This window comes from Sphaerisporangium album (assembly GCF_003323745.1).
In the GTDB taxonomy this organism is placed as follows: Bacteria; Actinomycetota; Actinomycetes; order Streptosporangiales; family Streptosporangiaceae; genus Sphaerisporangium; species Sphaerisporangium album.
Genome location: NZ_QOIL01000008.1, coordinates 66,078 through 90,510 on the forward strand (window position 1 = coordinate 66,078; position 24,433 = coordinate 90,510).

Annotated in this window: 19 protein-coding genes and 1 riboswitch; of the genes, 5 read left to right on the forward strand and 14 right to left on the reverse strand. The window is 71.8% G+C overall.

Annotated features, from left to right (window positions below):
• Positions 1 to 132: 132 nt before the first annotated feature.
• Entirely contained in the window at positions 133 to 1,365 is a 1,233-nt protein-coding gene (gene purD / locus DQ384_RS15755) for a phosphoribosylamine--glycine ligase (RefSeq protein WP_114029573.1), read from the reverse strand.
• A 414-nt stretch (positions 1,366 to 1,779) separates the two neighbouring features.
• Between purD and corA the strand changes: the two genes are divergently transcribed.
• The gene (corA, locus tag DQ384_RS15760; protein WP_114029574.1) at positions 1,780 to 2,910 is read left to right on the forward strand and encodes a magnesium/cobalt transporter CorA; all 1,131 of its coding nucleotides are present in this window, start codon (positions 1,780 to 1,782) and stop codon (positions 2,908 to 2,910) included.
• 103 nt (positions 2,911 to 3,013) lie between these two features.
• Here the strand turns inward: corA and tenA are convergent, their stop codons facing one another.
• Entirely contained in the window at positions 3,014 to 3,715 is a 702-nt protein-coding gene (tenA, locus tag DQ384_RS15765) for a thiaminase II (RefSeq protein WP_114029575.1), read from the reverse strand.
• Positions 3,709 to 3,820: riboswitch (TPP riboswitch) on the reverse strand. Its footprint overlaps the gene before it by 7 nt.
• A gap of 371 nt (positions 3,821 to 4,191) precedes the next feature.
• Between tenA and DQ384_RS15770 the strand changes: the two genes are divergently transcribed.
• Together DQ384_RS15770 and DQ384_RS15775 are read left to right on the forward strand one after the other, a co-directional pair.
• Entirely contained in the window at positions 4,192 to 4,629 is a 438-nt protein-coding gene (locus tag DQ384_RS15770) for a MarR family winged helix-turn-helix transcriptional regulator (protein ID WP_114029576.1), read from the forward strand.
• Positions 4,626 to 5,471 carry an alpha/beta fold hydrolase gene (locus tag DQ384_RS15775; RefSeq protein ID WP_114029577.1) on the forward strand — a complete coding sequence of 282 codons (846 nt, stop codon included), beginning with the start codon at positions 4,626 to 4,628 and terminating at the stop codon, positions 5,469 to 5,471. Before DQ384_RS15770 ends, DQ384_RS15775 begins: the two co-directional genes overlap by 4 nt.
• A 118-nt stretch (positions 5,472 to 5,589) precedes the next feature.
• Here the strand turns inward: DQ384_RS15775 and DQ384_RS15780 are convergent, their stop codons facing one another.
• The 11 genes from DQ384_RS15780 to fbaA form a co-directional block, all read right to left on the reverse strand.
• Positions 5,590 to 8,964, reverse strand: coding sequence for an NACHT domain-containing protein (locus tag DQ384_RS15780; RefSeq protein WP_181871237.1), 3,375 nt, complete (start codon positions 8,962 to 8,964; stop codon positions 5,590 to 5,592).
• A gap of 165 nt (positions 8,965 to 9,129) precedes the next feature.
• Positions 9,130 to 10,407, reverse strand: a complete 1,278-nt coding sequence (locus DQ384_RS15785) for a helix-turn-helix domain-containing protein (protein WP_114029579.1) — start codon at positions 10,405 to 10,407, stop codon at positions 9,130 to 9,132.
• On the reverse strand, positions 10,394 to 11,242 hold the full coding sequence (locus DQ384_RS15790; protein WP_147268792.1) for a hypothetical protein: 849 nt from the start codon (positions 11,240 to 11,242) through the stop codon (positions 10,394 to 10,396). The genes DQ384_RS15785 and DQ384_RS15790 overlap by 14 nt, the downstream gene beginning before the upstream one ends.
• Positions 11,243 to 11,390: 148 nt before the next feature.
• Positions 11,391 to 12,341 (reverse strand): glycerophosphodiester phosphodiesterase family protein, encoded by a 951-nt coding sequence (locus tag DQ384_RS15795; RefSeq protein ID WP_342769401.1) that lies wholly within the window; start codon positions 12,339 to 12,341, stop codon positions 11,391 to 11,393.
• A 139-nt stretch (positions 12,342 to 12,480) separates the two neighbouring features.
• Positions 12,481 to 13,764, reverse strand: coding sequence for an adenylosuccinate synthase (locus DQ384_RS15800; RefSeq protein ID WP_114029581.1), 1,284 nt, complete (start codon positions 13,762 to 13,764; stop codon positions 12,481 to 12,483).
• Positions 13,765 to 13,866: 102 nt separating this feature from the next.
• On the reverse strand, positions 13,867 to 14,286 hold the full coding sequence (locus DQ384_RS15805) for a DUF3151 domain-containing protein (protein WP_114029582.1): 420 nt from the start codon (positions 14,284 to 14,286) through the stop codon (positions 13,867 to 13,869).
• Positions 14,287 to 14,417: 131 nt separating this feature from the next.
• A complete protein-coding gene (locus DQ384_RS15810; protein ID WP_181871238.1) occupies positions 14,418 to 16,073 on the reverse strand; it encodes a glycosyltransferase family 2 protein in 1,656 nt (551 codons plus the stop codon).
• Between the two features lie 13 nt (positions 16,074 to 16,086).
• Complete coding sequence (locus tag DQ384_RS15815; RefSeq protein ID WP_147268793.1) at positions 16,087 to 18,129, reverse strand: glycosyltransferase; 2,043 nt, start codon at positions 18,127 to 18,129, stop codon at positions 16,087 to 16,089.
• A gap of 1 nt (position 18,130) precedes the next feature.
• A complete protein-coding gene (locus tag DQ384_RS15820; protein ID WP_245966511.1) occupies positions 18,131 to 19,354 on the reverse strand; it encodes a class I SAM-dependent methyltransferase in 1,224 nt (407 codons plus the stop codon).
• A 49-nt stretch (positions 19,355 to 19,403) separates the two neighbouring features.
• Positions 19,404 to 20,948 carry an asparagine synthase-related protein gene (locus DQ384_RS15825; protein ID WP_147268794.1) on the reverse strand — a complete coding sequence of 515 codons (1,545 nt, stop codon included), beginning with the start codon at positions 20,946 to 20,948 and terminating at the stop codon, positions 19,404 to 19,406.
• A gap of 255 nt (positions 20,949 to 21,203) precedes the next feature.
• The gene (gene fbaA, locus DQ384_RS15830; RefSeq protein WP_114029586.1) at positions 21,204 to 22,226 is read right to left on the reverse strand and encodes a class II fructose-bisphosphate aldolase; all 1,023 of its coding nucleotides are present in this window, start codon (positions 22,224 to 22,226) and stop codon (positions 21,204 to 21,206) included.
• 222 nt (positions 22,227 to 22,448) lie between these two features.
• Between fbaA and DQ384_RS15835 the strand changes: the two genes are divergently transcribed.
• Positions 22,449 to 23,174, forward strand: a complete 726-nt coding sequence (locus DQ384_RS15835; protein WP_114029587.1) for a DedA family protein — start codon at positions 22,449 to 22,451, stop codon at positions 23,172 to 23,174.
• 106 nt (positions 23,175 to 23,280) lie between these two features.
• Positions 23,281 to 23,733 (forward strand): hypothetical protein, encoded by a 453-nt coding sequence (locus DQ384_RS15840; protein ID WP_147268795.1) that lies wholly within the window; start codon positions 23,281 to 23,283, stop codon positions 23,731 to 23,733.
• Between the two features lie 22 nt (positions 23,734 to 23,755).
• On the opposite strand, the gene pyrE is transcribed toward DQ384_RS15840, so the two are convergent.
• Positions 23,756 to 24,292 carry an orotate phosphoribosyltransferase gene (gene pyrE / locus DQ384_RS15845; protein ID WP_114029771.1) on the reverse strand — a complete coding sequence of 179 codons (537 nt, stop codon included), beginning with the start codon at positions 24,290 to 24,292 and terminating at the stop codon, positions 23,756 to 23,758.
• Positions 24,293 to 24,433 lie beyond the last annotated feature (141 nt).

Consider the following 24,433-nt stretch of genomic DNA (forward strand, 5'->3'; position numbering starts at 1 on the left):
CGCGCCACCGCACCGCTCTCATCGTGACGCGGAAGTCACCTGCCGGCCTTTCCAGGCGCGCGCGTGCGACCCCTGGCGCGTGCCGGGCGGTAGGTGTGTTCCAGAGCGTCCTGAGCGCGTCCAGGAGCCGTTCTAGGCGCGCGCGGCGATGTCGGAGCGGTGGTGGGAGCCGCGAAGCCGGATGCGGTCCACGAGCGTGTACGCGGCGGCGCGCGCGGCGGCGATGTCCGGCCCCGTGCCGACCACGCTGAGCACCCGGCCGCCCGCCGAGACGACCCGGCCCTCGGCGTCGAACGCCGTGCCCGCGTGGATGACGTACGCGTCCTTCACCGGGGTCTCCAGGCCCTCGACGCGGTCGCCCTTCACCGGATCCGCGGGGTAGTTCTCGGCGGCCACCACGACCGTCACGGCCGCGCCGTCGCGGTACCTCGGCGCGGGCTCGTCCGCCAGCGTGCCGGTCGCGCAGGCGTGCAGCAGGCCCGCGAGCGGGGTCTCCAGGCGGTCGAGCACGACCTGCGTCTCCGGGTCGCCGAAGCGCGCGTTGAACTCGATGACCCGCGGCCCCGCGGACGTCAGCGCCAGCCCCGCGTACAGCACCCCCGAGTACGGAGTGCCGCGCCGGGCGAGCTCGCGGACGGTGGGCAGCACGACCTCGTCCATGACGCGCCCGGTCAGCCACTCGGGCGCCCACGGCAGCGGGGTGTAGGCGCCCATGCCGCCGGTGTTCGGGCCCTCGTCGCCGTCGTAGGCGCGCTTGAAGTCCTGCGCGGGCTGGAGCGGCACGGCCGTGGCGCCGTCACACAGCGCGAACAGCGACACCTCGGGGCCGTCGAGGTACTCCTCGATGACCACACGCTCACACGCCGCCGCGTGCGCGAGCGCCTCGTCGCGGTCGGACGTCACCACGACGCCCTTGCCCGCCGCCAGCCCGTCGTCCTTCACGACGTACGGCGCGCCGAAGGCGTCCAGCGCGGCCTCGGCCTCCTGCCGGGTGACGCACACGCGCGCGCCCGCCGTCGGCACGCCCGCCGCCGTCATCACGTCCTTGGCGAACGCCTTGGAGCCCTCGATGCGGGCGGCCTCCTTGGACGGGCCGAAGCAGGCGATGCCCGCCGCGCGCACGGCGTCGGCGACGCCCGCCACCAGCGGCGCCTCCGGGCCGACCACGACGAGCTCGGCGCCGAGGCGCGTGGCCAGCGACACGACCGCCCGCGGGTCGGTGGGCACCACCGGATGTACGGTGGCCACCGCGGCGATGCCGGCGTTGCCGGGGGCGCAGTGCAGCTCCGACACGGAGGGGTCGAGCCCGAGGGCACGGCACAGGGCGTGCTCGCGGCCGCCGGATCCAATCACAAGAACGCGCACGTGGGGAGTCTACGGGTCCGCTCCGGGGTCGCCGGACCGCGCCCGCGTCGCCTGTGGACAACGCGCGTACGGGGGGTCCGGGGGTCGCGCGACGCCCGCGGGTCACGCAATGGGCGGCGGCCTTTGTGGCGATATTCATGATCCAATCTGTAAGGGCGATGTAAGCTAGGGGTGCGGCGCCCGCCTGTGGTAAGTTAGGGCGGCTCAGGGCCGTCTCTCGGCGATTGGAGGTGGAATCGGGATGACTTCTGGTGATCCCAGCAGTACGTGCTCGCGCACGTACGTCGTGCGCAAACCCGACCACTCCAACTCGGTGTCCGACTGAGAGCCACGCGCTGATTTCTTGTTGGCGGCGTTTGCCGCCCTTATTTATTTCGCGCATGGTTTCACCAGGTCGGGCGGGAAGGGACCGCCATGCGCTCGTCCACCCTGTTCCAGCGGATCAACCTGCACCAGCGCCCCACCCACGTCCGCCTCGGCGCCTCGTCCGGCGCCAAGGGGTCCCGGCGTGAGCTCAACGGCCGGTGCGTGCCCCCTAGTGACTCCGTCGTGGAGTTCGGCGCCTACATCGGCGGCAAGCGGGTCGACGTCCCCGGCATCCCGGAGGCCGTCACCCTGGTGCGGGAGCACAACGCCGCCTCCGAGACCGGCGGCGCCTACGTCTGGGTCGGCCTGCACGAGCCCGAGGCGCCCGAGGTCGGCTGGCTGGCCGAGGTCTTCGGCCTGCACCCCCTCGCCGTCGAGGACGCCGTCAAGGCCCACCAGCGTCCCAAGGTCGAGCGCTACGGCGACTCGCTGTTCGTGGTGCTCAAGACCGTCGCCTACCTCGACCACGACGAGCCCGCCGACTCCCACCAGATCATCGCTACCGGCGAGATCATGGTGTTCGTCGGCTCCGACTTCGTGGTGACCGTCCGCCACGGCGAGCACTGCCCCCTGGCCGACGTGCGCAAGCGCCTGGAGGACAAGCCGAAGCTGCTCGCGCGCGGCCCCTCCAGCGTGCTGCACGCCATCGCAGACCACGTCGTGGACAAGTACCTCTCGGTGTCGGACCTCATGCAGGCCGAGCTGGAAGAGGTCGAGGCCGCAGTCTTCGCCGACGTCAGCTCCCGCGACATCACCCGCATCTACCAGCTCAAGCGCGAGATGATCGAGATGAAGCGCGCGGTGACGCCGCTGCAGACGCCGTTCAACGCGCTGCCCACCCGCCGCATGATCCCCTCCGAGATGCGCGAGTACTTCCGTGACGTCGTCGACCACCTCTCGCGGGTCTGCGAGCAGGTCGAGTCCTCCAACGAGCTGTGCAACTCGATCCTCCAGGCCGCGCTCGCGCGGTCCAACGCCCTGGCGAACGAGGACATGCGCAAGATCTCGGCGTGGGTCGCCATCATCTCGGTCCCCACGATGATCGCCGGCATCTACGGCATGAACTTCGACCACATGCCCGAGCTGTCCGCCATGTGGGGATATCCGGTCGTCCTCGGCTTCATGCTGGTCGTCTGCTCACTGCTCTACCGGGGCTTCCGCCGCAACAGCTGGCTCTGACCCGTCCGGCCGCGGCTCTGAACCGTCCGACAGACTGACCGGCCCCCCGAGCCGGTCGAGGTCGGCCTGTACTGGCATCAGCCCCGTACCGGCCGGCGCCGCCTCAGACGGGCCAGGACTCCTGGCGCCACGAGGCGTCCCAGAACATCCACTCATAGCGGGCCGTCGTGACGAAGTGCGCGAGCGCGACGGCGCGCTGCCGGGGCGTCGAGTCCGCGCCCGTACGGTCGGTCAGGTTGACCACCCGGCGCACCACCTTCTGGAACGCGGGGTCGCCGTAGGCGGCGATCCACTGGGCGTACAGCGGGTCGGGCGACGACTTCGCGAGCAGCGCCTCGCCGACGCGGGCGTAGATCCAGTAACAGGGAAGCACGGCCGCCAGGCCGTCCAGGAACGAGCCGCCGTACACCGTGGCCAGCAGGTAGCTCGTGTACGCGCGGGTGGTCGGCGCGACGGGCAGCTTCTCGGCCTCCTCGGCCGAGCCGCCGAGCTGGTACATGAACTCCGAATGCATCTCCTGCTCGGCCGCGACCGCGTTCACCGCATCGCGGGCGAAGGCGCGCACATCGTCCTCGGTGGGCGACTTGGCCGCGCACAGCGCGAGCGCCCGCGCGTAGTCGCGCAGGTAGTGCGAGTCCTGCACGACGAAGTGGCGGAAGGCGTCGTGCGGCAGCGTGCCGTCGACCAGGCCCGTGATGAACGGGTGGTCGAGTATGGCCGTGTATGTGGGACCGATGGCCTCCCACAGTTCCTCGCTGAACGGACTGGACGGCCCCAGCGAAGCAGTGGACTCGGATGTCTCCATAAGAACAAGCTCCCTACGCCGGCATGACCCGGTCAGGTTCGAGCGGTCAGCGGCCGCAGCAGCCACACTCTCAGCCCGGTACGCCAGGCTCCCGCGGTTGTCGTAGCAAGGCTAACGCGGTCGTGTGATCGAGGCTAACTCAACATCCCTAACTCCCGCCCCGCAAAACCCCCAAACCACCGCCACCCCCACAACTCGCCCCACCAAATCACCCGACATAACCGAATACAAGCCATTCCACCCCCCCAAACCAGAATCAACCCCCACTCAGGCCGTTGTCCCATGGCTTGGCTCGTCAACCACGCCCACCTGTGGCGAGGGCGAACCCGATCGGGTGGCGAACCTGGCCAGGAACGCGGCGGCGGCCTGATGGCGCTCGGCCGTGCGCCCCAAGCGTCATAGGCGGATGGAGTGGGGAGGGAACCGATCACGGCAGTAACTTGCCTTTGCTAACTTAGCAAGCTAAGTTAGCGGGTATGGAACGTGACCTGAGCTTGAACCTGCACGTGCTCACCGCTCGCCTCGATCGGGCGGCCGACCGCCTCCTGCGGGCGGAACGCGACGTGTCCTACAGCCGCTTCCTGGCACTGACCTTGGTGGGGGAGCTGGGAGCCACGACACAACGGGTGCTTGCCGACTACCTCGGCGTGACCGAACCGTCGGTGAGCCGCATGACGGGCGTCCTCGCCGCGGACGGGCTTCTCGACGTCCGGCCCGACCCGGGTGGGGGAAACCGTCGGCAGCTGAGCCTGACGGACGAAGGAAAGCAACTGGTGGCTTCGGTCCGGCAGGACTTCGAAGACCGGCTGGCCGCGCTCGTCGCAGCGAGTGGCGTGCCGTACGCCGAGTACGCCGAGTACACCGCGCGACTGCTGGAGACGTTCGACCGGATGGAAAGGGAGGCGGGCAGGTGAACCGCACCGTACCGACCCCAACCGTGCGTCGGCGCACGGTCACCTCGGCCGACGGCACGGCGATCGGTTACCAGTCGATGGGTTCCGGGCCAGGCCTCATCGTGGTCGGCGGCGCCCTGCAAACGTCGGACGACTATCTGACGCTGGCCTCCGTCTTGGCCGGTTCCTTCACCGTGCACGTGGTGGACCGGCGGGGACGTGGCGCCAGTGGTCCTCTGGGCCCCCACTACGCTCTGGGGAAGGATGTGGAGGATCTCCTCGCCGTCCAGGCGGACACCGGGGCGCGCCTGGCGTTCGGGCACAGCTACGGCGCGCTCGTCGTCCTTGAGGCGGCGCGCTCGTCGCGGCCCTTCGATCGCATCGCGGTCTACGAGCCCGGAGTGCCCTGCGCTCCCGTCCCCACCGGCTGGATGACTCCGTACCGGGAACGGCTGGCCGCAGGGGACCCGTACGGGGCGTTCGTTCACTTCATCCGTGGCTCGGGCGGCGCGCCGCCCGTTGTCGCCAAGATGCCGCACTGGTATCTCCGCGCAGTGTTGCGTGTCGGTTTCCGCGGAAAGAAATGGCAGCGGATGAGGCCCCTTCTGGAGGCCAACCTGGCCGAGCACGAGCAGCTCGCGGCCCAGCACGGCCGGCTCTCCGAGTTCTCGGCCGTCACCGCGCCGGTGCTGATCCTCTGCGGGAGCCGCACAGCGCGCGAGATGACAGCGGGGTTCGGCGCCCTGCGCGACACCCTGCCCGACGCCACACTCGAAACCCTGGAGGGCCTCAACCATTTCGGGCCAACGGAACGGAAAACCGCCCCGGTTCTGGCGGAGCGCACTCTCGCGTTCTTCCTGTGACGGTCCCCCCGGGACCCAGGGGTCGTGGGAGTGGCGAGATGCAGCAGGCCGGGAGGCCAGGGCCCGGCCCGCCGTCCGCGACATCCCTGGGCATCGCGTTCGACGGGCCGCCGGACGCTCAGCCGCGGACCAGGAGAAGGACGTCCCGGGGAGTGATCGACCCGGAGGCGCGGCACTCGAAGGTCGCCAGGACGTGCACCGCCTCCATGAACGGCGTGATCGCGACGGGGTCGGTGTCGGCGACGCCGAGGGCGACCAGGAGCGCGGCCGCCAGGGCGCCGATTCGCGCGGCCCGCACCAGATCTTTGTCGTACGGAGCGCGGCGGTCGGCCATCGGCTGCAGTACGGCGACGATGTCCGTCACAAGTTGGTTCAACATCGGGACGAGCGCAAATCCGGGACGGCTCTCCAGCTTGCCCCTCACGTCGACCAATGCCGAAAGGAGAAGGCCGGGCAGGTCGCCGGGCACGGTGTCCATCGGGTTGTGCCCGGGCATGAAACGGCGGACGGCCGTGGTGGGCAGATCGTCCAGGTTCTTCGGCACCCACTGCCAGACGGGGTGACGATCGGGGGAGGTGCCGAGCCACCAGGTGAGGCAGAGCGTCGCCGACCCGAGCAGCAACAGCCGGTGTCCCGGCCCTTCTCCGTCGCCCGCGCGCAGGGGGTGTGACTCACCCTTGGTCATTATCTGATCCGCCAGCTCGTGCGCGGCGCGAAGGAGCCGCCGGTAGTCACGGTGGAGGCTCTTTCCCTCGGTGCCGTCGGTGGTGAGCGCGAGAAGTGGACAATTCTCGTGCACGAGTCCGCCGACCTCGCGCAGGACATGACCGAATGTGCGGTCTATCGTCTTGATTCTCTCGTCAGCCGGGCGCGTCTGGTCGATATGGAGGCGCTTCACGAGCTGGCGGATCTTCTTGATACCGGGGTCTGTGGTGGTGCTCGCCTCATCGTTCAGCATACGAGCACGGATCGCGGTCAATCTCAGCTCGAAACCCATGTCCTGGAATTCCGTGCGGGCGTTGAGATGGACGAGCTCACGCTCGATGATCACCTGACGAACGACGTCGTGGGCGTGCAGCGAGTACGCGAGGAGCGGGCTCAGGTGTACCGCGAACTGGTGCTCGACGGTGGACAGGCGCATGGTGCGCAGGTCCTTCGCGGTGCCGAGCAGGGTGAGCACGGTGGCGGTGAGCAGGAACGGCCCGATCCGCTCGTAGGCGAACAGCGGCATCTCTGTCAGTCGCCGGATGGCGGCCTCCTCGGACGCGTCGTACGCGAACGAACCGTGGGAGGCTTCCGTGCCGAACAGTATGGTGTCGCCGCCGTCCTCGGCCCAGGCGCGAGAACGCGTCAGGTCCGCCACCACGCGGATCGCCGGATCGGAGAGCTCGGCGGTGGTCGGGAGGCGGTAGGTGGACCCGTCGGCCGAGAGGGAGTTCAGCCAGTCCACGAACCGCGTCACGTCGTTCGGCCACAGCCCTGTGATCGGGGTCTCCGGGCTCGGCCAGCCGCCGGTGGCCATGTGCTCCGGGGGATGGTGGGGGCTGATGGCGTACGCGTCCTCGACGAAGAGCCGGTAGAGGTCGGTGGGGACCGGGTGGGCGCAGAGCGCGGTGCCCTCCTGCATGCGGATCACGTCGCGGAGGGCGCGGTTGACCTTGATCGCGGTGATCAGCCGGGAATGGTCCTTCGCGTCGGCACTCTCGGAGGTGGGGGACGACAGCAGGGACTCCAGGCGGTCCCGGAGGTCGGGGGACAGCTCGCGGGCCTCGTCGGCGCAGTCGAAGGCCAGGGCGAGGGCCCGTACGGTGCCGGAGGTCAGGCAGGATTCGACCACGGGGCTCGCGTCGGCGGTCGCCGACCACAGCAGGATCGTCTCCCGCCACGCAGGGTCGTCCACGCGCTTGGCGAGCAACGATGCGTGCTTCTCCTGCTTGATCTCGGTGGCGGCGAGGTACTCCTGCAAGGTCAGGTGCGCGAAGGCGAGGATGCCGCTCTCGCGTTCGATGATCAGGCCGCTCTTCTCGGTCTCCGCCAGGAACGCCTCGGGGGTGACGTCGGGGGAGACGCGGGCCAGCGCGGGCCCGATGGCCTGGCGTGCCCCCTCGACGGAGATGTCCTTCACGCCCCGGAGCATCATGGTCAGGGCAAGTTCGCGGACGACGCGCTCCTTCTGCTCGCCACGAAGGCCGGTTCCCTGGTCGGCCAGGCCCTTGGAGTCCTGCCGCCGGTGGAGGAGCACCTCGCACATCTCGCCGTACAGGCCGGCGCGGCTGCCGGGGAGCGCGCTCCGGTAGCGGTGGACGTTGGCGATCATCGTCAGCAGCAGCGGGTTGGCGGCGAGGTCGTAGAGGGCCGGCTTCTTGCGCAGGCGTTCGAGCAGGTCGTCGGCATGGTTCCGGGCGCGGGCCCGCGTCTCGGGGCCGGTCTCGCCGGTGCTGCGCTGGTCTATCGCGAGGTACCAGCCGTGCAGGAACGCCGAGATCTGCTCGGGGGTGAACCGCCGCACCTGCAGGACGGTGGCGTCGTTCAGCGGGTTCTCGTGGTACCCGTGCGGCCGGGAGGTGACCACGAAGGTGTTGCCCGAGTATCGGATGGTCTGCCCGGACATCCACCGGACGACGGCCTTGCGGTCCTCCTCCTTCGCGACCTCGTCCAGGCCGTCCAGCATCACCCGGCAGCGGCCCTTCTGCAGGGATCGCTCGAACCAGGTGGCCGGGATCCGTCCCTTAAGCCAGGGTTGCCCGGCCGCGATCGCGCCGAGCGTGACGTCCGGATCGTCGAGGATCGCCTGGATGTGGTCGCGCAGGTAGAGGAGGATCGGCAGGTCGCCGCGCCGGGGCCGGCACAGGTCGAGGGTCGTCCGCCGCAGCAGGGTGGTCTTGCCCGAGCCCGGCGCCCCGATGACCGCGAAGACGCCGGTCCGGTCGGCGTCGAGGAAGGATCGCAACGAGCGCCGCTGGTCGGCCGTGACGGTCCGGGCCGATGGTTCCCGCGAGGTCCCGGCCGCGACGGTCCCGGCGAGCGGTTCCTGCGGGGGCTCGCCCTTGGAGGTCCCGGCCAGCGGTTCGCGAAGGGTCTCGTGGACGGCGCGGGGGACGAGGCTCACGTCCACGTACACCTGACGCAGTTCCAGGGCGTACTCGCCGATCGTGGTCAGGCCGCGCACGTCGATGTAGCGGATGCTCGCCGCCAATTGCTTGAGGTACGTCCTGCGGGTGCGGGCCAGGCGGTCCGTCACGGTCGCGTCGACCAGGTCCGCGACGCGCTGCACCCATTTGTCCTGGACGGCCTTGCCGACCTGCCGCAGGAACTCGACGACCGCCAGCACGATCCAGTACCCGAGCAGCGCCAGCCCGCTCAGCACCGGATGCGTCCGGACGTCCGGCCACAGCCCCGCGCCGACGAGGGCGGGCGGGCCGAGCGCCGCGAGCGCCACGGCGAGACGCGCCCACGGCGTGGACGACGGTCCTAATGGGGGTTGCGCTGCCATCCTCGGCCACTCCGATACCGTCGCCGCGATCACCGGCCGCCACTGCACGGCGGCACACCGCGATCGTCCCACGATTCGATCTGCCGTGTATGCGTCCTTTCCTACGCGTTCCTGCGCGGCCGACGGAGGTGCGGCCATCCCGGGCAGGTGACCCGGCAGTGAACGTCAGGGGACGATGCGCAGCTCGGGGCGGTGGTCCGGGAGGCCCAGGAGTTGGCGGACGCGGGGGAGCGTCCAGGCCAGTTGGGCGGCCAGGGCGGGCAGGGTGAGGGCGGTTTCGGATGCCGCGAGGTCGAAGGCGTGGGACAGGAGGACGGGGTGTTCGCCGGGGTAGCCGGTTATGGGTTCGTTGGCGAAGCCGGGCTGGTCGCGTAGGGCGGCCAGGCGTTGGTAGGCGCGGCCGGCCGCCGAGTCGGAGAGGAGGCCGACCTCGCGGCAGCGGTACAGCAGGGAGTCGACCGAGACGCCCCACACGTGCTTGAGCTCGGCCAGGCGGCGCAGGTCCAGGCGGCGGGGGAGGTCGGGGAGGATGCTGTCGCGGGGGGTGAGGAACTCGGCGGCGAAGGTGTCGGCCTCGCGCTCCTGCTGGACGTCGCCCGCCGCCGTCTCGCCGTGCAGGACGAGGTGTCCCAGCTCGTGGGCGGCGGTGAAGCGGTAGCGGTGGATGTCGTCGAACCGGTTGGCGGTCAGCACGACGATCGGCCGGGGGAGCTGGGACGTCGAGAACGCGTCGACCGTGGTCGCGTCCTCGTCCGGCGGGGGCAGGACGACGACGATGCCGTGGGCCTCCATGTGGCGCACCAGGTGGGAGATCGGGCCGGTGCCGAGGCCCCAGTGGCGGCGCAGCTCGCGGGCGGCGGCGGCCGGGTCGCGGGGCAGCTCGACGCCCGAGTGCACCTCGCCGCCGGAGAACCCCGGCAGGTCGACGTGCGGCAGTCGGACGCGCCTCTCCAGGGCGTGGGTGAGCTCCCACACCTGCTCGACGAACGCGACGGCCTTGACCCGCTGGTGGACGCGGGTGGAGCGCAGGCTGCGGAAATGCGCCATCGACCCGTCCAGCTTGGCGTGCGGACGGCCCGGCAGGAAGAACGCCATGGGGACGCCGAGGGTCTCGGCGAGCCGGGGGACGAGGTCGGGGCGCGGGTGGGTGGCCCCGGTCTCGTACTGCCCGACCGCGGCCGGGGTGACGCCGATGCGCTCGGCGAGATCCTTCTTGGTCAGCCCGGCGAGCCGCCGCGCCTGGGTGAGGCGGGCCTGGTCGAAGGCGTCGGCGACCGCCTGCGGCGTGGGTCCACCTCGTCCGGGGGCGGTCGGGTCGAAGAGGCGGACCTGGCCACGATCGCGGCCACCCCGCCGGGCCCCAGGGCGGCCTGGGTTCTGGCCAGTGACCTGGCCGCCGGCCTGGCCAGGATTCCGGCCGCCTCCATCGCTACGCTCGCTCATCGGCGTCGGCGGTCCGCGGTTCGTCGTGGGGCTCGCTGCGCACGGGGAACAGCGCGGGGTTCTCGCGCTCCACGGCCGGGCGGCGGGTGAGGGTGAGGTCGGGTTCGGCGGCGGCGTCGAAGCGGGCCGCCGTGTCGGGCGCGGCGTCCGGGCGGTCGAGCGGGACGGTCTGCGGCACCCACGGCGAGGACGCGGCGAGCAGCGGGATCGGCTCGCAGTGGAGCCAGTGGATGTGCCCCAGGTCGTCGACCAGCTCGGCCTCGCCCCAGTAGAGCCGCAGCAGGCTGGCCTGCGCGTTCGCGGCGTAGGCGACCGGGATCAGCCGCGTGTCGGCGGGCAGCCTCGCCAGCAGGGGACGCACCTCGTCCAGCTCGTCGTCGTGCTCGTCGACGCCGAGGTCGAGCTCCTCCTGGGTGTAGATCGTCCGGGGGCCGTAGCGGGTGAACAGCTCGCGGGCGAGCGCGGAGACGCGGCCGTCGCTGATGCGCGCCTCGGAGATGGGGGTCGTGTCGTCCTCGGCGTAGCGGAAGGGCAGGAACAGGTTGCCGTCCAGGACGACGAGGTGGTGCGGCGAGCGGTAGGGCCGGATGACCTGGAACCCCGGCTCGTTCCTGAACCCGGCCACCAGCGCCTCGTAACGCCGCGCCATCAACGTCGAGCCGTACGCGTACCGCTTGTCGCTCCTGGACCACTTCTGCGCGTCCTGGGCGTTCTCGGCGGCCTCCCTGAGGGAGGCGGCGAGCTGACGTCTCACGTCCGCCGCGCGCGCGCCGAAGCGCTCGGTGGCCCAGCTCGACATGCGCGGCTCCGCCTGCATCGGTGACCTCCGGTCCATGGCGTCAGGATGCGTCGGATCGCATCAGGACGATGATCCCGCCACTTTAGTTCTCCGCACGATACTCCCGCGCCCACTCCAGTTGATGTTGTGACTCGCTGACGGATCGAGGACGGTCACCGGGCAGAGAGATCGGCCGAGGGGAGGGTCACGGACGGGCCGGACGCGGGCTCACGGCCGGACGGGGCAGGGCGAGGCCGCGCCGGGTCCACAGGTCGCGCATGCGGTCCGGATAGTCGGTGACGATGCCCGCGACGCCGAGGTCGAGCAGGCGCGACGCCTCCTCCGGGTCGTTGACCGTCCACACCGCGACCGGCAGCCCGGCCTTCGCGGCCCGGGCCATCAGCTCCTCGTCGACCAGCACGCGGTCCGGGGACAGGGTGGTGGCGCCGACGGAGGCCGCGGCCGCCGCGATGTCGCCGCCGAAGTCGGCCACGTGGTCGAGATCGAGCCACGCCGGGTCCAGCGTCGCCTTCTCGACCAGGGCGTAGCGCAGCGGCACCAGGTCGCGGGCGACGCGCAGGACGCGCCAGTCGAAGCTGAGGATCGCCGCGCCGTCCAGCCGCTTGTGCCGGTCCAGCTCGGCCACGACCAGCTCGGTCAGCTCCCGCGGGTCGCCGGACAGGTCCGGCCGGGTGGGGTCGGACTTGATCTCGACGTTCATCCGCACGTCGTCGGCCCCGTAGGCGGAGGCCAGGCCGAGTACGGCGCCGAGCGTCGGCATGCGGGCGCCGGGCACGCGCGCCTGGGTGAGGGCGAAGCCGTCGTCCTTGGTCCTGGGGCGGCGCACGCCGACGTCGAGCATGCGCAGCTGCGTCAGCGTGAGGGAGCGGATCGGCTTGCCGACGTAGGGGAAGCCGGGGTCGTCCTCCGTGAAGGGGGCGGTGTCGGCGCTGGTCACGGCCGACACCGTCAGGTCGTGGGTCAGCACCAGCCTGCGGTCGGCGCTGAGCGCGACGTCGAACTCGATCGCGTGGACGCCGAGCTCCAGCGTGAAGGCCATGCCGGGGAGGGTGTTCTCCGGGCGCAGGCCCCGTGCCCCCCGGTGGCCGTGTATCTCCGGTTTCTCCACCTGCACACGGCGCACCCTATCGTCCACGTGTCCCGGCCCGGTTCAGGCGGGGCCGTGAACGTACGGGGAACCCCGGCCAAGCCCCGCGGGAGCCGGCCAAGCCCCGCGGGCCCCGGCCAAAGACCGGGGAGCAAGACGGACGCCGGGCGGGGGGACCGGCGCGTCGTCAGATGAGCGGGCGCAGCGAAAGGGTCTGGTCGCGGCCGGGGCCGACGCCGATGGCCGAGATGCGCGCCCCGCTGAGCTCCTCCAGCGTCCGCACGTAGTCCTGGGCGTTCTTGGGCAGGTCCTCGAAGGACTTGGCCTCGGTGATGTCCTCCTCCCACCCCGGGAACTCCTCGTAGATCGGCTTGGCGTGGTGGAAGCCGGTCTGGGTCATCGGGATCTCCTCGTGGCGCTCGCCGTCGACGTCGTAGGCGACGCAGACCGGGATGCGCTCCAGGCCGGAGAGCACGTCCAGCTTGGTGAGGAAGAAGTCGGTGACGCCGTTGACGCGGGTGGCGTACCGGGCGATGATCGCGTCGAACCAGCCGCAGCGGCGGTTGCGGCCGGTGGTCACGCCGTACTCGCCGCCGGTCGTGCGCAGCCAGTCGCCCATCTCGTCGGTCAGCTCGGTGGGGAACGGCCCGGAGCCGACGCGCGTGGTGTACGCCTTGAGGATGCCGATCACGCGGGTGAGCCGCGTCGGCGGGATGCCCGAGCCGATGCAGGCGCCGCCGGACGTCGGAGAGGACGACGTCACGAACGGGTAGGTGCCGTGGTCGATGTCGAGCAGGTTGCCCTGGCCGCCCTCCAGCAGGACGACCTTGCCCTCGTCGAGCGCCTGGTTGAGGATCAGCGAGGTGTCGGCGATGTGCGGCTTGAGCCGTTCGGCGTAGCCGAGGTACTCCTCCAGCACCTTCGCCGGGTCGATGCCCCTGCGGTTGTAGACCTTGGTCAGCACCTGGTTCTTCTCGTTCAGGGCGACGTCGATCTTCTGGCCGAGGATGCCCGGGTCGAGCAGGTCCTGCACGCGCACGCCCATGCGCGCGATCTTGTCCCCGTACGCCGGGCCGATGCCCCGCCCGGTCGTGCCGATGCGGGCCTTGCCCAGGTAGCGCTCGGTCACCTTGTCGAGCGCCTTGTGGTGGGGCATGATCAGGTGCGCGTTGGCCGAGATCAGCAGGCGGTCGCACGAGATGCCGCGCTCCAGCAGGCCGTCGATCTCCGCGAGCAGCACTCCGGGGTCGATGACGACGCCGTTGCCGATCACCGGGACGACCTCGGGCGAGAGGACGCCGGTCGGCAGCAGGTGCAGCGCGTACTTCTGGTCGCCGATGACGACCGTGTGCCCCGCGTTGTTGCCGCCCTGGTAGCGGACGACGTAGTCGACCTCGCCGCCCAGCAGGTCGGTGGCCTTACCTTTGCCCTCATCGCCCCACTGGGCGCCCACGAGAACGACAGCCGGCATGGTTAACTCCCGCGCACAAAAACGTAAACCCCTGGCGCAAGCGCGACAGGGGCTCTTGCGTTGAGAGACTACCCGAGCAGGCTGATGCCGCCCAAGCGCGGCTTAGTGGTTATTGAGGGCCTTTACCGCCTCCGGGCTGCTGTCACGCAGGAACTTCGAGCAGCGTTCGGCCTCGTCCTTCTCGCCGATCGCCTGCGCGGCGCGGGCAAGAGCGTTCAGGCAGCGCAGAAACCCCCTGTTGGGCGCGTGGTCCCAGGGGATGGGGCCGTGGCCCTTCCACCCGGCGCGTCGCAGCTGGTCCAGGCCCCGGTGGTAGCCGGTGCGCGCGAAGGCGTACGACGTGACGGCGTGACCTTTGGCGAAGAATTCGTCGGCGAGGGCCGCCCAGGCCGCGGAGTAGGCCGGGAAGCGCGCGGCGACATCGCTGGGCTTGGCACCGGATTCAAGGGCCTCCCTCGCCTCCGGGGTGTCCGGAAGGAGGGTCGGCGGGGGCCCGGCGAGGAGGTTCTCGTGCGTTTCCATGAGCACAGTCTTACCTGTGATCCGGCTGTTCGGTCATACCGGCTGCTGTGATACGGGGTGATATCGAGAAATCGTTCTGTCGCGGTGACCTGGCGCGGCGGCCGGGAGCGCCTACGGCCCAAGATCGATGATCAGCGCAGGCGCCGCAGCAGGGCCCTCGGGCCGCGCGGGCGTGTCGTGGACGGTCCCAGCGCCCGGGTGGGCGCGGCCCCGTTCTCCGGCTTCGCCTGCCCCTGCCCGGTTTCCGTGGTCGCGGCGGCGAGCTGCTCGGTCAGCCGGGCGTTCTCGGCGCGCAGCCGCGCCACCTCGCGCTTGAGGGCCGGGTCTTCGGCCTTGCCCCGCTTGGGCGGCTCGGCCTCTCCGGCGGGCAGGAAGCCCAGCGTCGCGCCGTCCATCCACCGGGTGCCGGCCACGTCGTCCACGGCCGACTCCAGCGGCTCGTCCGGCGCGCGCACGAGCCGGGCCCGGGCGAACGCGCCGGTGTGCTCCAGCCGGGCCGCGATCACCTCGTCGGTCTCGTCCAGGGCGACGCTGACCAGCCCGTACCCCTGGTCGGACGCCTGCTCGACCAGCTTGCGCAGCGTCTCGGGCCCGGGAACCCAGCCCGCCGGGCACAGCATCCGGTACGGCGTCGGCGCGGCCGTCTCGGGGGCCTGCTCGGCGAGGCGCACGCGCGGCTCGGCGCGGTAGAGGCCGCGCAGCAGGACCAGGTCGAGCATGGCGCTTCTCAGCGGGTCGCGCCGGTCCTCGCGGGCCTGGCTCCACGGCGCAACGAGCGTGATCGCGAGGTCGTTCAGCGTGCTCGCCAGGAATCCGTCCACGGTCGCCCGCGCGTCCTCGTACGAGGCGCCGGTGACGTCGACCACGATCTCGACGTACGGCACCTGCCACTGGCGGCGCGGGTGGGTGCGGAGCCAGCGCATGACCGGGATCTGGTCGGGCACGAACGCCTGGTTGTACCGGCGCACCTGCTCGCCGTCGCGCATCATCATCGAGGTGCCGAGGTGGCGGCTGCGCGCCTCGGGGGCCAGCACGAACGCCGCGCCCCGCTGGGCGAGCCGGTAGCCGAGCTCGCTGTCCTCTCCGAGGACGAGCCCGGTGTCCAGCGGCCCGGCCTCGCGCAGCAGCCTGGCGTTCACCGAGGCCGCGTTGGTGACGTGCACGCGGTAGGCCAGGTCGCGCTCGGTGCGCAGGCCGTTCGTGCGCTCGGCCAGGTCGACGATCCACGCGTGTGGCTCGCTCGCGGCCTCGTCGAAGAGCGTCTCGGTGGCGGCGGAGGCGACCGCGTCGCGCACCTGCTCGGGGGTGGGCGTGCCGGGCGTGTGGTCGACGAAGCGGACGTACCCCATCACGACGAGGTAGTCGGCGAGGTGGTGCCAGCGCATGTGCGCCTCCACCTCGTCGTGGAAGGTGACCATGTCGGCGTCCAGCCAGTGGACGACGTCGCCGGAGGCGTGGGCGAGGCCGGCGTTGCGGGCGTTGGAGCGGCCGCGCGAGCCGGGCTCCGTGGTGATCAGGAGGGTGTTGTCCGGGACGATCTCGGGCAGGCGCAGGGCCGGGAGGGTGCCGTCGTCGACGACCACGACCTCCAGGAGGTGCCGGGGGTAGCTCTGCGCGGCCAGCGCGGCGAGCGTCAGGTCGAGCTTGTCCTGGTGCCCGTACGCGGCGATCACCACGCTCACCGACAGCGTGGGGCTCCAGGTGCCCGGCGCGGGGGGTTTCAGGACGCCGTAGTCGTTGTGCCGGATCCTCGGCTGCCCGGCGGCCGTCTTGTACCGCTGTGTCACTGCTCGCACTCCATCAGTCGGCCTCCATCAGTCGGCTGGGCCGGAATCCCCGCCACTGGTCCTTCGCGCGGGCGAGGAAGTAACCGACGGGCTCCTGCCAGGTATGACCGCCCCTCGCCGCCCTGCGGGCGACGAAACCGAGGCCGTGCGTGCGGTAGATGGCGCCGCCGGCCCGCATCAGGTCCTGGAAGAAATGGACGTCCACGGCGCGCGCCACCGGCCGGAAGCCGCCGAGCGCCTCGAACGCCGAACGCGACACCACGAACGTGCCGCCCGCCACGTGGTTGGACATCGTCTCGCTGGTCCAGTCGCGGCGGATCGTGACGTCGATCTGCTGGAGGTAGAAGAACTCCGAGGCGGCGCCCACCAGCTCGGCGCCCGAGTACGCCCGGGCCAGCGCCATGTCCGCCAGGTGGTCGGGCCCGTACCAGTCGTCGTCGTCCCACTTGCTGAGGAACGTGCCACTCGCCCGCGAGGCCGCCAGGTTCAGCACGGAGCCGAACGGCAGGGACGCGTCCGCCTCGACCACCGTGATCGGGCGCTCGAAGTCCCGTACGGCCCGCCGGACCTCGGGCGCGGAGGCGGGCACGCCGTGCAGCGTGAGGACGACCTCCAGGTCCACCCCCCGCTGCCGGGCGATCTGGCCGAGCGCGAACGGCACCAGCTCGGCGCGCCGCGTGCACATGACGACCGAGATCGGGGGCGGCGGCGGGACCGGCACCCCGGCGCGCGCGGCCATCGACCGCCAGCGCGCGGTGGTGCCGTGGCGGCCGAGGGCCAGCCGGCGCAGCCGCACGCTGTGCTCCTCGCGGCGCAGCTCGCCGGCCAGGTCGTTCTCGGTGGCGCCGGCGGGGAGCGCGGCCAGGTCGGCCCCGAGGCCGTCCACGGCCCAGGGGGGCGGCGCGTCGGAGATCAGCGGGATCCCGGCGGCGGCGAGCCCGGCCACGGCCCGGACGGCGGCGATCGGGCCGGTGTGCGAGGGACGCCACGCGAATCGCAGTCCGCGCGCCCGGCGCAGGCGGCCGACGTCGGCGTCGGTGATGCCGCCGGACGCGGGCACGCGGACGACCGTCCGGCCCTCCAGGTCGATCTCCCAGCGCCCGTCGCGCTGGACGATCTCGGCCATCGGCTGCTTGGGCGTCTTCACGAAGCCCCGGGGGTTGACCGACCGCTCGTCCACCGGGGGGATGACGTCGGGCTCGATCTCCAGGGCTCGCAGCGCCCGGTAGCCGCCTGGGGAGCCGAACCGCGCCCAGGTCAGGTCCACGGGGCGGTCCACGACGGGGACGCGCGCGTCGATCCAGCCCTCCTCGGCCGCGCCGGGGCCGTCGGAGAACGAGGTGGCGGGCGCCTCCGGGGACGAGGTGGCGCGGCCCGCGAGGCCGGCGGGGCCCGAGGGCGGGGTGGCGCGGACGGCCAGGTCGGCGGTGGGGACGTCGGAGCGGTCGGGCGCGGGGCCGCGCTCGTCGGCGAAGGCCACGTTCGGGTCGCCCGGACGCCAGTCCGCGAGCCCGGGGCCCGCCAGGCCGGCCATAGGAAGGGCGTACCCGGCGAGGTGGTGGCCGCCGAGGCTCCTGGCGACGGCCGCCGCGACCTCGCCGGAGGGCAGCGGCTCGGAGAAGCGCGCCGCGACCCGCCACCCCTTCGCGCCGTACCGGGTGACGCCGAGGTCGCGCAGCAGGCGCCGGCCGAGGCTCGGCGACAGGGGAAGTCCGGGCGCGTCGCACCACGACGGCGCCTCGGCGATGATCACGCAGGTCAGGGGCGCCGACGGCAGCGCGGTCCCGAGCGTCACGGCCCGGCGCAGGTCCGTGGGCGTCCGGGCGACGATCACGACGGCCGGCGGGTCGGGACGGGTCCACGGCGCGGGGCCCATCGTGTCCACGTCCGCCACCTCGTACGCCAGCCCCGGCAGCAGCGCGTCCAGGCCGTCGGTGTCCACCCCCGCGACGGCCACGGCGATCTTCGCGCCGGCGCGGGTCAGCCTGGCCGTCGTCTCGGCGGGCAGCAGCGCGGCCGTCATGCCCGTCCCCGGGTGGTCACCTGGGCGCCCCATGTCATCCCTTGTCCCGCCTGAGCACCATGGCCCCCTTCTCCGCGGGGTAGGCCGACGCGGTCAGCTCGGGGAACTCCCTGAGCCACCGGTCGGCGACCTCGCGTTCGGCGGGGCGGGCACCGTCGTCCAGGACGAACCAGGCGTCGGGCGCGCAGCGCGGCAGCAGGACGGGCATCGCCGGGTAGCGCACCATCGGCGCGGTCGCCCCGGGAGGGCCGTCCACGAAGACCAGTCCGATGTCGGTCAGGTCGTCCAGCGCCCGAGTGTCGTACCAGGGGATCGTCTCGCCGCCGGCCGTCCAGGAGGTCAGCGGCGCGTGGCGGACCTCCACGACGTCCTGGAGCCCGTGGGCGAGCACCAGATCGCGGGACGACCGGGCGAACCGCTCGTCGTGCTCCAGCGCGATCACGCGTCCACCGCCGAACCGCTGGGCGGCGTACCCCAGCCAGACGGTGGACGCGCCGCTGCCGCACTCGACCACGATCTTGGCGTGGTCGACCGCGATCCGCTCGACCAGCAGGCGCAGGACGTCCGGCGAGGCCGCCCACCCCCGCAGCCGGGGCATTGGGGCGCGCGGCTGGAGGAGGGCGCGCACGTCGATCAGCGCTTCTAGCTGGGCGTAGTTCTGCCGCACGGCCCCCGACAGCTCCGACCGCCCGTCGCGGACGGCCTCGCTGAGCGCGTCCAGCCGCTCGCCGATCTGCCGCACGGTCTGGGCGACGCCGCCGGTGGTCTCGTCGTGGAGGAGTCCGCGCATCTCGCGCAGCTCGGCGGCGTTGTCGCGCACGAGGGCCCGGATCTCGGACATCGACTCAGAAAGCTCGGCCAGGCGGCCGGCCTGCGTGGTGAGCGTCATGCGGTCCTCGCCGAGCGCGGCCAGGACCGAGCCCGACTGGCTGCGGGAGGCGTCCACCAGGCGGCCGGTGAGCCCGTCCAGGGTGGCGGTGAGCTGGGTGAGGGTGCGCTCCGCCCGCAGCAGCGCGGCGTCCTGGCGCTTGGTCCTGTTGTCGATGCGCAGCGCCTTGCCGTCGGTCCTGCGCACGCTCGCGACGATCGCGGCGGCGGCGGCGAGAAGGAGCAGCGAGGCGGCGAGCTGGACCGCGGTGACCGGGTCCACGGCTCCGGCGACGGAGAGCGCCACCAGCACCACCACCGCGAGGCCTGCGAAGGCGGCGCTGCCGATCAGCAGGAGGCGGGGGGACAGTGTCAGCGTCGTCCGCGTCATCCGATTTTCCTAGCCTTTCTTCTACGCTGAAGAGAGAGGGGGGCGTCGCTCAGGCGAGCGGACTCCAGCGGAGGCGGGAGCCGTACTGAGTACGCCAGCAGGCGAGCATGCTCGCCCACTGCAGGACGTACAGCGGCCCCGACCAGCGGGTCTGCCGCGCGCGGAGCTCGGGATCGGTCAGGGCGGCCAGCATCCGGGGTCCGAGCAGCGAGCGTACGTCCTCGCTGGTGGTGATGCTCGCGGCGAGGGCGGCCAGCGCCGCCGGGCTGGTCTTGCGCTGGGGGCCGGGGGCGGGCCTGTCGCCCGGGTCGTTGGTCGAGGGCAGCGAGGCCACGGTCGGCGCGCCGTACCGCAGCATCGCCAGGTAGTAGGCGTGGTCGCGGCGCGCGGACAGCGGCACGCTCATGGCGGCCGTGACCACGTCCGGGTCGGCGAAAGGGAGCCAGAGCTCGGCCTCCGGGCCGAGCAGCCAGGCCGGGGAGGTGTAGATCCCCCGGTAGCGGGTGTTCAGCCGGGCGAGGACGGGGGCGGCGTGGTGCCCGTCGAAAGGGCGCATCACCCGGTGGAACGCCGACAGGCCGAGTTCGGCGATCGCGTCGCCGACCCCGGGCGCCCAGACCTCGGGCTGGCGGGGGAAGTGCGTCGACAACGCCTTCCACGTGATCTCCCGCGCCTCGTCGGCGCTCGCGGCCCCGGCCACCTCGGCGTGGTCGCCGCGGGTGCGGAACAGGCCGTCCCCGAGGCAGCCGTCGATCAGCGGCGCGCGCAGGCAGTGCACCGCGCGGGCGTACGGCATGGCCCACGCGTGGTGCAGGGTCTGGTACTGGGTGCGCCGCCACACCTCGCGATGCTCCTGGAGCCACGACTCCGGCCCCGGCCTGACCACGTGGTGCGGCACGCCGAGCGTCGCGGCGACGGTCCGCGCGTGGGGGATGTCGAGGTCGAGCCCGTCGTCGGTGCTGGTGGTCCAGGCCTCGATCTGGGCGGCGGGGCGGCGTACGGCGAGGGCGGCGAGCAGGCGGGAGTCCCAGCCGCCGCTGAGGCCGATCGCCACGGGCCCGGCGCGGTGCGGGATCCGGTCCGCGATCAGGTCGACGACGTCCTCGGGCGCGGGGGGCTTGTCCGGGCCGGCGGCGAGCCAGCCGGGCTCGAACCGCTCCACCCGCAGCCCGCCGGGGACGTCCCGACCGGCGCGCCACGCGGTCGCGGGCTCCATGTGGCGGATCTCCGCGAACGGCGTCTCGTCCCCCAGCGGGGTCATCATGACCAGCAGGTTCGCCCAGGCCGACCAGTCGATCGCGAGGGGACAGTCGTCCAGCCGCGTCAGCGGGTCGATGCGGGCGGCGAAGTAGAGGGCGTCGCCGATCCGGCGGACGTTCAGCTCGTGCAGGCCGAGGGCGTCGGTGTGCAGGACGGCCCCGCCGGGTTCGAGGACCAGGCCGGCGGCGAGGCGGCGCTCGGCGGCGTCCCGCCAGGAGTGCGGCTGGGGGGGAGCACCGGCGGCGGGCCACCACAGGTAGCCGGAGCGTGGTCCCTGCGACCAGTTCTCCGGCTCGCCGGTGGACCACAGGGTGGCCAGTGGGGATCGGTGCACCTCGTCAAGCCCTCGCGGGGAGGCCGACACCAGCCGCTCCGCTATGCGCGCATCCCACTTTCCGATGGCACCGCACACATATGGACGCGCTCGGTAGGAGATGGACATTTAGCACATGGTAACGACGTATTCGTTACAGAAGTCGCGAGACCACCAGTTTTTACTTGCATTCTCAGTGAATTCACAGAAGGGGCGGGCCGGCGGGCCCGCCCCTCATCGTCCACACCGGCGCCCGCGCTCGGCGGGCGTCCGGGCTCAGGCCAGCTTGTTGCCGGCGGACAGCAGGTCCTGGCAGGCCTGCGTGACGCGCGCCGCCATGCCCGCCTCGGCCGACTTGCCCCACGAACGCGGGTCGTAGTCCTTCTTGTTGCCGACGTCGCCGTCGACCTTGAGGACCCCGTCGTACTTGCGGAACATGTGGTCGGCCACCGGGCGGGTGAAGGCGTACTGCGTGTCGGTGTCGATGTTCATCTTCACCACGCCGTAGGAGATCGCCTCGCGGATCTCCTCCAGCGACGAGCCCGACCCGCCGTGGAACACCAGGTAGAACGGCTTCTCGACGCCGTACTTGGAGCCGACGGCCTCCTGGATCTCGTGCAGCACGCTCGGGCGCAGCTTCACGTGACCCGGCTTGTACACGCCGTGCACGTTGCCGAACGTCGCGGCCAGCAGGTAACGGCCGCGCTCGCCGAGGCCCAGCGCCTCCGCGGTGGCGAGCGCGTCCTCCGGCGTGCTGTACAGCTTCTCGTTCATCTCGCCGACGACGCCGTCCTCCTCGCCGCCGACGACGCCGATCTCGACCTCCAGCACGACCCTCGCCGCGGCGGCCTTCTCCAGCAGCTCGCGGGCGATCTGGAGGTTCTCGTCCAGCGGGCACGCCGAGCCGTCCCACATGTGGGACTGGAACAGCGGGTCCTTGCCCTCGGCCACCCGGCGCTGCGAGATCTCCAGCAGCGGGCGGACGAAGCCGTCGAGCTTGTCCTTCGGGCAGTGGTCGGTGTGCAGGGCGATGTTCACCGGGTACTTGTCGGCCACCACGCGGGCGAACTCCGCGAGGGCCACGGAACCGGTCACCATGTCCTTCACCGTGGGACCGGACAGGTACTCGGCGCCACCCGTCGACACCTGGACGATGCCGTCGCTCTCGGCTTCGGCGAAGCCGCGCAGCGCGGCGTTCAGCGTCTGCGTGGACGTCACGTTGATCGCCGGGTATGCGAAACCATTGGCCTTGGCCCGGTCGAGCATTTCGGCGTAGACCTCTGGGGTCGCGATGGGCATCGGAAGTCAACTCCTAGAACGTGTGGGTGGCGGGGGCTGGATCCCCGGGGCAAGTATTGCGAAGGAGCGGCGGGCGAGGAAGGAGGGGTCCAGCATGTGTCCGGCGCCGGAGCAGGCGCTCCCGTAGCCGGGTCATCCCCTCGCCGCCCGCTTTGGACGGACTACGACTGGTCCTACCCAGTGGCACGTACACCCCGCCCTTCGGCGGTAGTCTCATCGGTGATGGACCTCACAAACCTTCTCGACGCCCAGTGGTGGATCGTCACCTTCGGGCTCATCGGCATCCTCGTGATCATCTTCGCCGAGACGGGGCTGCTGATCGGCTTCTTCCTCCCCGGAGACTCGCTGCTGGTCGTGGCGGGCATGGGCGCGTCCGCGGCGGTCGCGTCCTCCGTCGGGCTCGACGCGCCGTTCCCGCTGCCCGTCCTGCTGGTATGCGCCCCGCTGTGCGCGATTGTGGGCGCACAGCTCGGCCACTACATCGGCGCGAGGACCGGCCCGAGGCTGTTCGCCCGGCCCGACTCGCGGCTGTTCAAGCAAGAGTACGTCGAGAAGGCCGAGCACTATTTCCAGAGGTTCGGTCCCTCGCGCGCCGTGGTGCTCGCGCGGTTCATCCCGATCGTCCGCACGTTCCTCAACCCGGTCGCCGGCATGCTCGGCATGCGCTCGTCCACCTTCCTGATGTGGAACGTCGTGGGCGGAATCCTGTGGACCGAGTCGATGCTGCTCATCGGTTACTTCGCGGGCAGCACGATCCCGAACGTCGACCACTACATCCTGCCCGGCGCGGCGCTGATCATCCTGCTGTCGATCATCCCGATCATCCGCGAGGTGCTCAAGAGCCGCAAGGAGTCCAAGGCGCTCAAGGCCGCCGCCGAGCCGCGCGGACGTCACCACCGGGACCAGAGCGGTCACTGGGACGCGGGAGACCCCACCGCCCCGCGCTGAGGCGATCTCCCGCCCCTCACCCCTGGTGGACGGGGTGTCGAGGCCGGTCACAGGAGTCCTGGCGACCGCTCGGTGAACGCCCTGCTCACGGGCTACCCTCCGAAGTGTGGGACGCCATCGGTCTGACCCCATGGGCATCGCCCGCCTGCTGGTCGTGGGCGTCGCGATCCTCGCCCTGCTGGCGTTGGTCGTCGTCGGCGTCATCGCCCTGGTCGGGGCGCTGAGCTCCGACGGCGCGCAGGGCGCCCCCGCCGGAAGCGCCACGCTCAGCACCTCTCCCGCCGCGCCCCCGCCGCCGGTGGAGACCTCCGTCGCCGAGACGCCCACCGTGTACGTCGAATGCCGGGCCGACCGCTGCCCGATCTTCGTACGGGTCAGCGGCGGCGACATCGTCGAGGACCGCGACCTCAGCCGGGGCCAGCAGGCGTTCTACTCCCAGCCGTCGCTCGACGTGGTGCTCGCCGACGCCTCCACGGTGTACGTCGAGGTCAACGGCGAGCCGCGCTCCCCGGGCAGGCCGGGGGAGCGCCAGCACTTCACCGCCCGCCGGGACGGCTAGGCCCGACCCGGACGGCTCGCCCTCAGCTCAGGCCGAGGTCGGTCATCGTGTACGCGGTGCGGTACGTCAGGCCGGTCTCCTCGATCGTGGACCCCGCGCCCCGGTCCACGATGGTGGCCACGCCGACGATCTCCGCCCCGGCCTCGCGCAGCGCCTCCACCGCCGTGAGCACCGATCCGCCGGTCGTCGAGGTGTCCTCCACGGCCAGCACCCGGCGGCCCGTGACGTCCGGGCCCTCGATCCTGCGCTGGAGCCCGTGCGCCTTGCCCGCCTTCCGGACCACGAACGCGTCCAGGGCACGGCCCCGCGCGGCGGCGGCGTGCAGCATGGCGGTGGCGACGGGGTCGGCCCCGAGGGTCAGGCCCCCCACCGCGTCGTAGCCGAGGTCCTCGGTGAGGTCGAGCATGACGTTGCCGACCAGCGGGGCGGCGGTGCCGTCCAGGGTGATCCGGCGCAGGTCCACGTACCAGTCGGCCTCGCGGCCCGAGCTGAGCACGACCCGGCCGTGCACCACTCCCTTTTTCTTGATCTCGTCGAGAAGTTTCGCGCGGTCATTCATGGAGGCCAGCCTAGAGACCCCTGCGACGTGCGCCGACGGGGCCACTCGTTTATCACCCAAGGTCGGTAATAGCAGGCAAACTGGTACGGTCTGCGGGAACCATCCTAGATATGGGCATGCGCGGGCCGAATCGCCGGGATT

Coding starts and splice junctions, on each gene's coding strand:
- corA (WP_114029574.1), top strand. CDS start 1,780: ATGCGCTCGTCCACCCTGTTCCAGCGGATCAACCTGCACCAGCGCCCC.
- tenA (WP_114029575.1), bottom strand. CDS start 3,715: ATGGAGACATCCGAGTCCACTGCTTCGCTGGGGCCGTCCAGTCCGTTC.
- DQ384_RS15770 (WP_114029576.1), top strand. CDS start 4,192: ATGGAACGTGACCTGAGCTTGAACCTGCACGTGCTCACCGCTCGCCTC.
- DQ384_RS15780 (WP_181871237.1), bottom strand. CDS start 8,964: ATGGCAGCGCAACCCCCATTAGGACCGTCGTCCACGCCGTGGGCGCGT.
- DQ384_RS15785 (WP_114029579.1), bottom strand. CDS start 10,407: ATGAGCGAGCGTAGCGATGGAGGCGGCCGGAATCCTGGCCAGGCCGGC.
- DQ384_RS15790 (WP_147268792.1), bottom strand. CDS start 11,242: ATGGACCGGAGGTCACCGATGCAGGCGGAGCCGCGCATGTCGAGCTGG.
- DQ384_RS15800 (WP_114029581.1), bottom strand. CDS start 13,764: ATGCCGGCTGTCGTTCTCGTGGGCGCCCAGTGGGGCGATGAGGGCAAA.
- DQ384_RS15805 (WP_114029582.1), bottom strand. CDS start 14,286: ATGGAAACGCACGAGAACCTCCTCGCCGGGCCCCCGCCGACCCTCCTT.
- DQ384_RS15815 (WP_147268793.1), bottom strand. CDS start 18,129: ATGGGGCGCCCAGGTGACCACCCGGGGACGGGCATGACGGCCGCGCTG.
- DQ384_RS15820 (WP_245966511.1), bottom strand. CDS start 19,354: ATGACGCGGACGACGCTGACACTGTCCCCCCGCCTCCTGCTGATCGGC.
- fbaA (WP_114029586.1), bottom strand. CDS start 22,226: ATGCCCATCGCGACCCCAGAGGTCTACGCCGAAATGCTCGACCGGGCC.
- DQ384_RS15835 (WP_114029587.1), top strand. CDS start 22,449: ATGGACCTCACAAACCTTCTCGACGCCCAGTGGTGGATCGTCACCTTC.
- pyrE (WP_114029771.1), bottom strand. CDS start 24,292: ATGAATGACCGCGCGAAACTTCTCGACGAGATCAAGAAAAAGGGAGTG.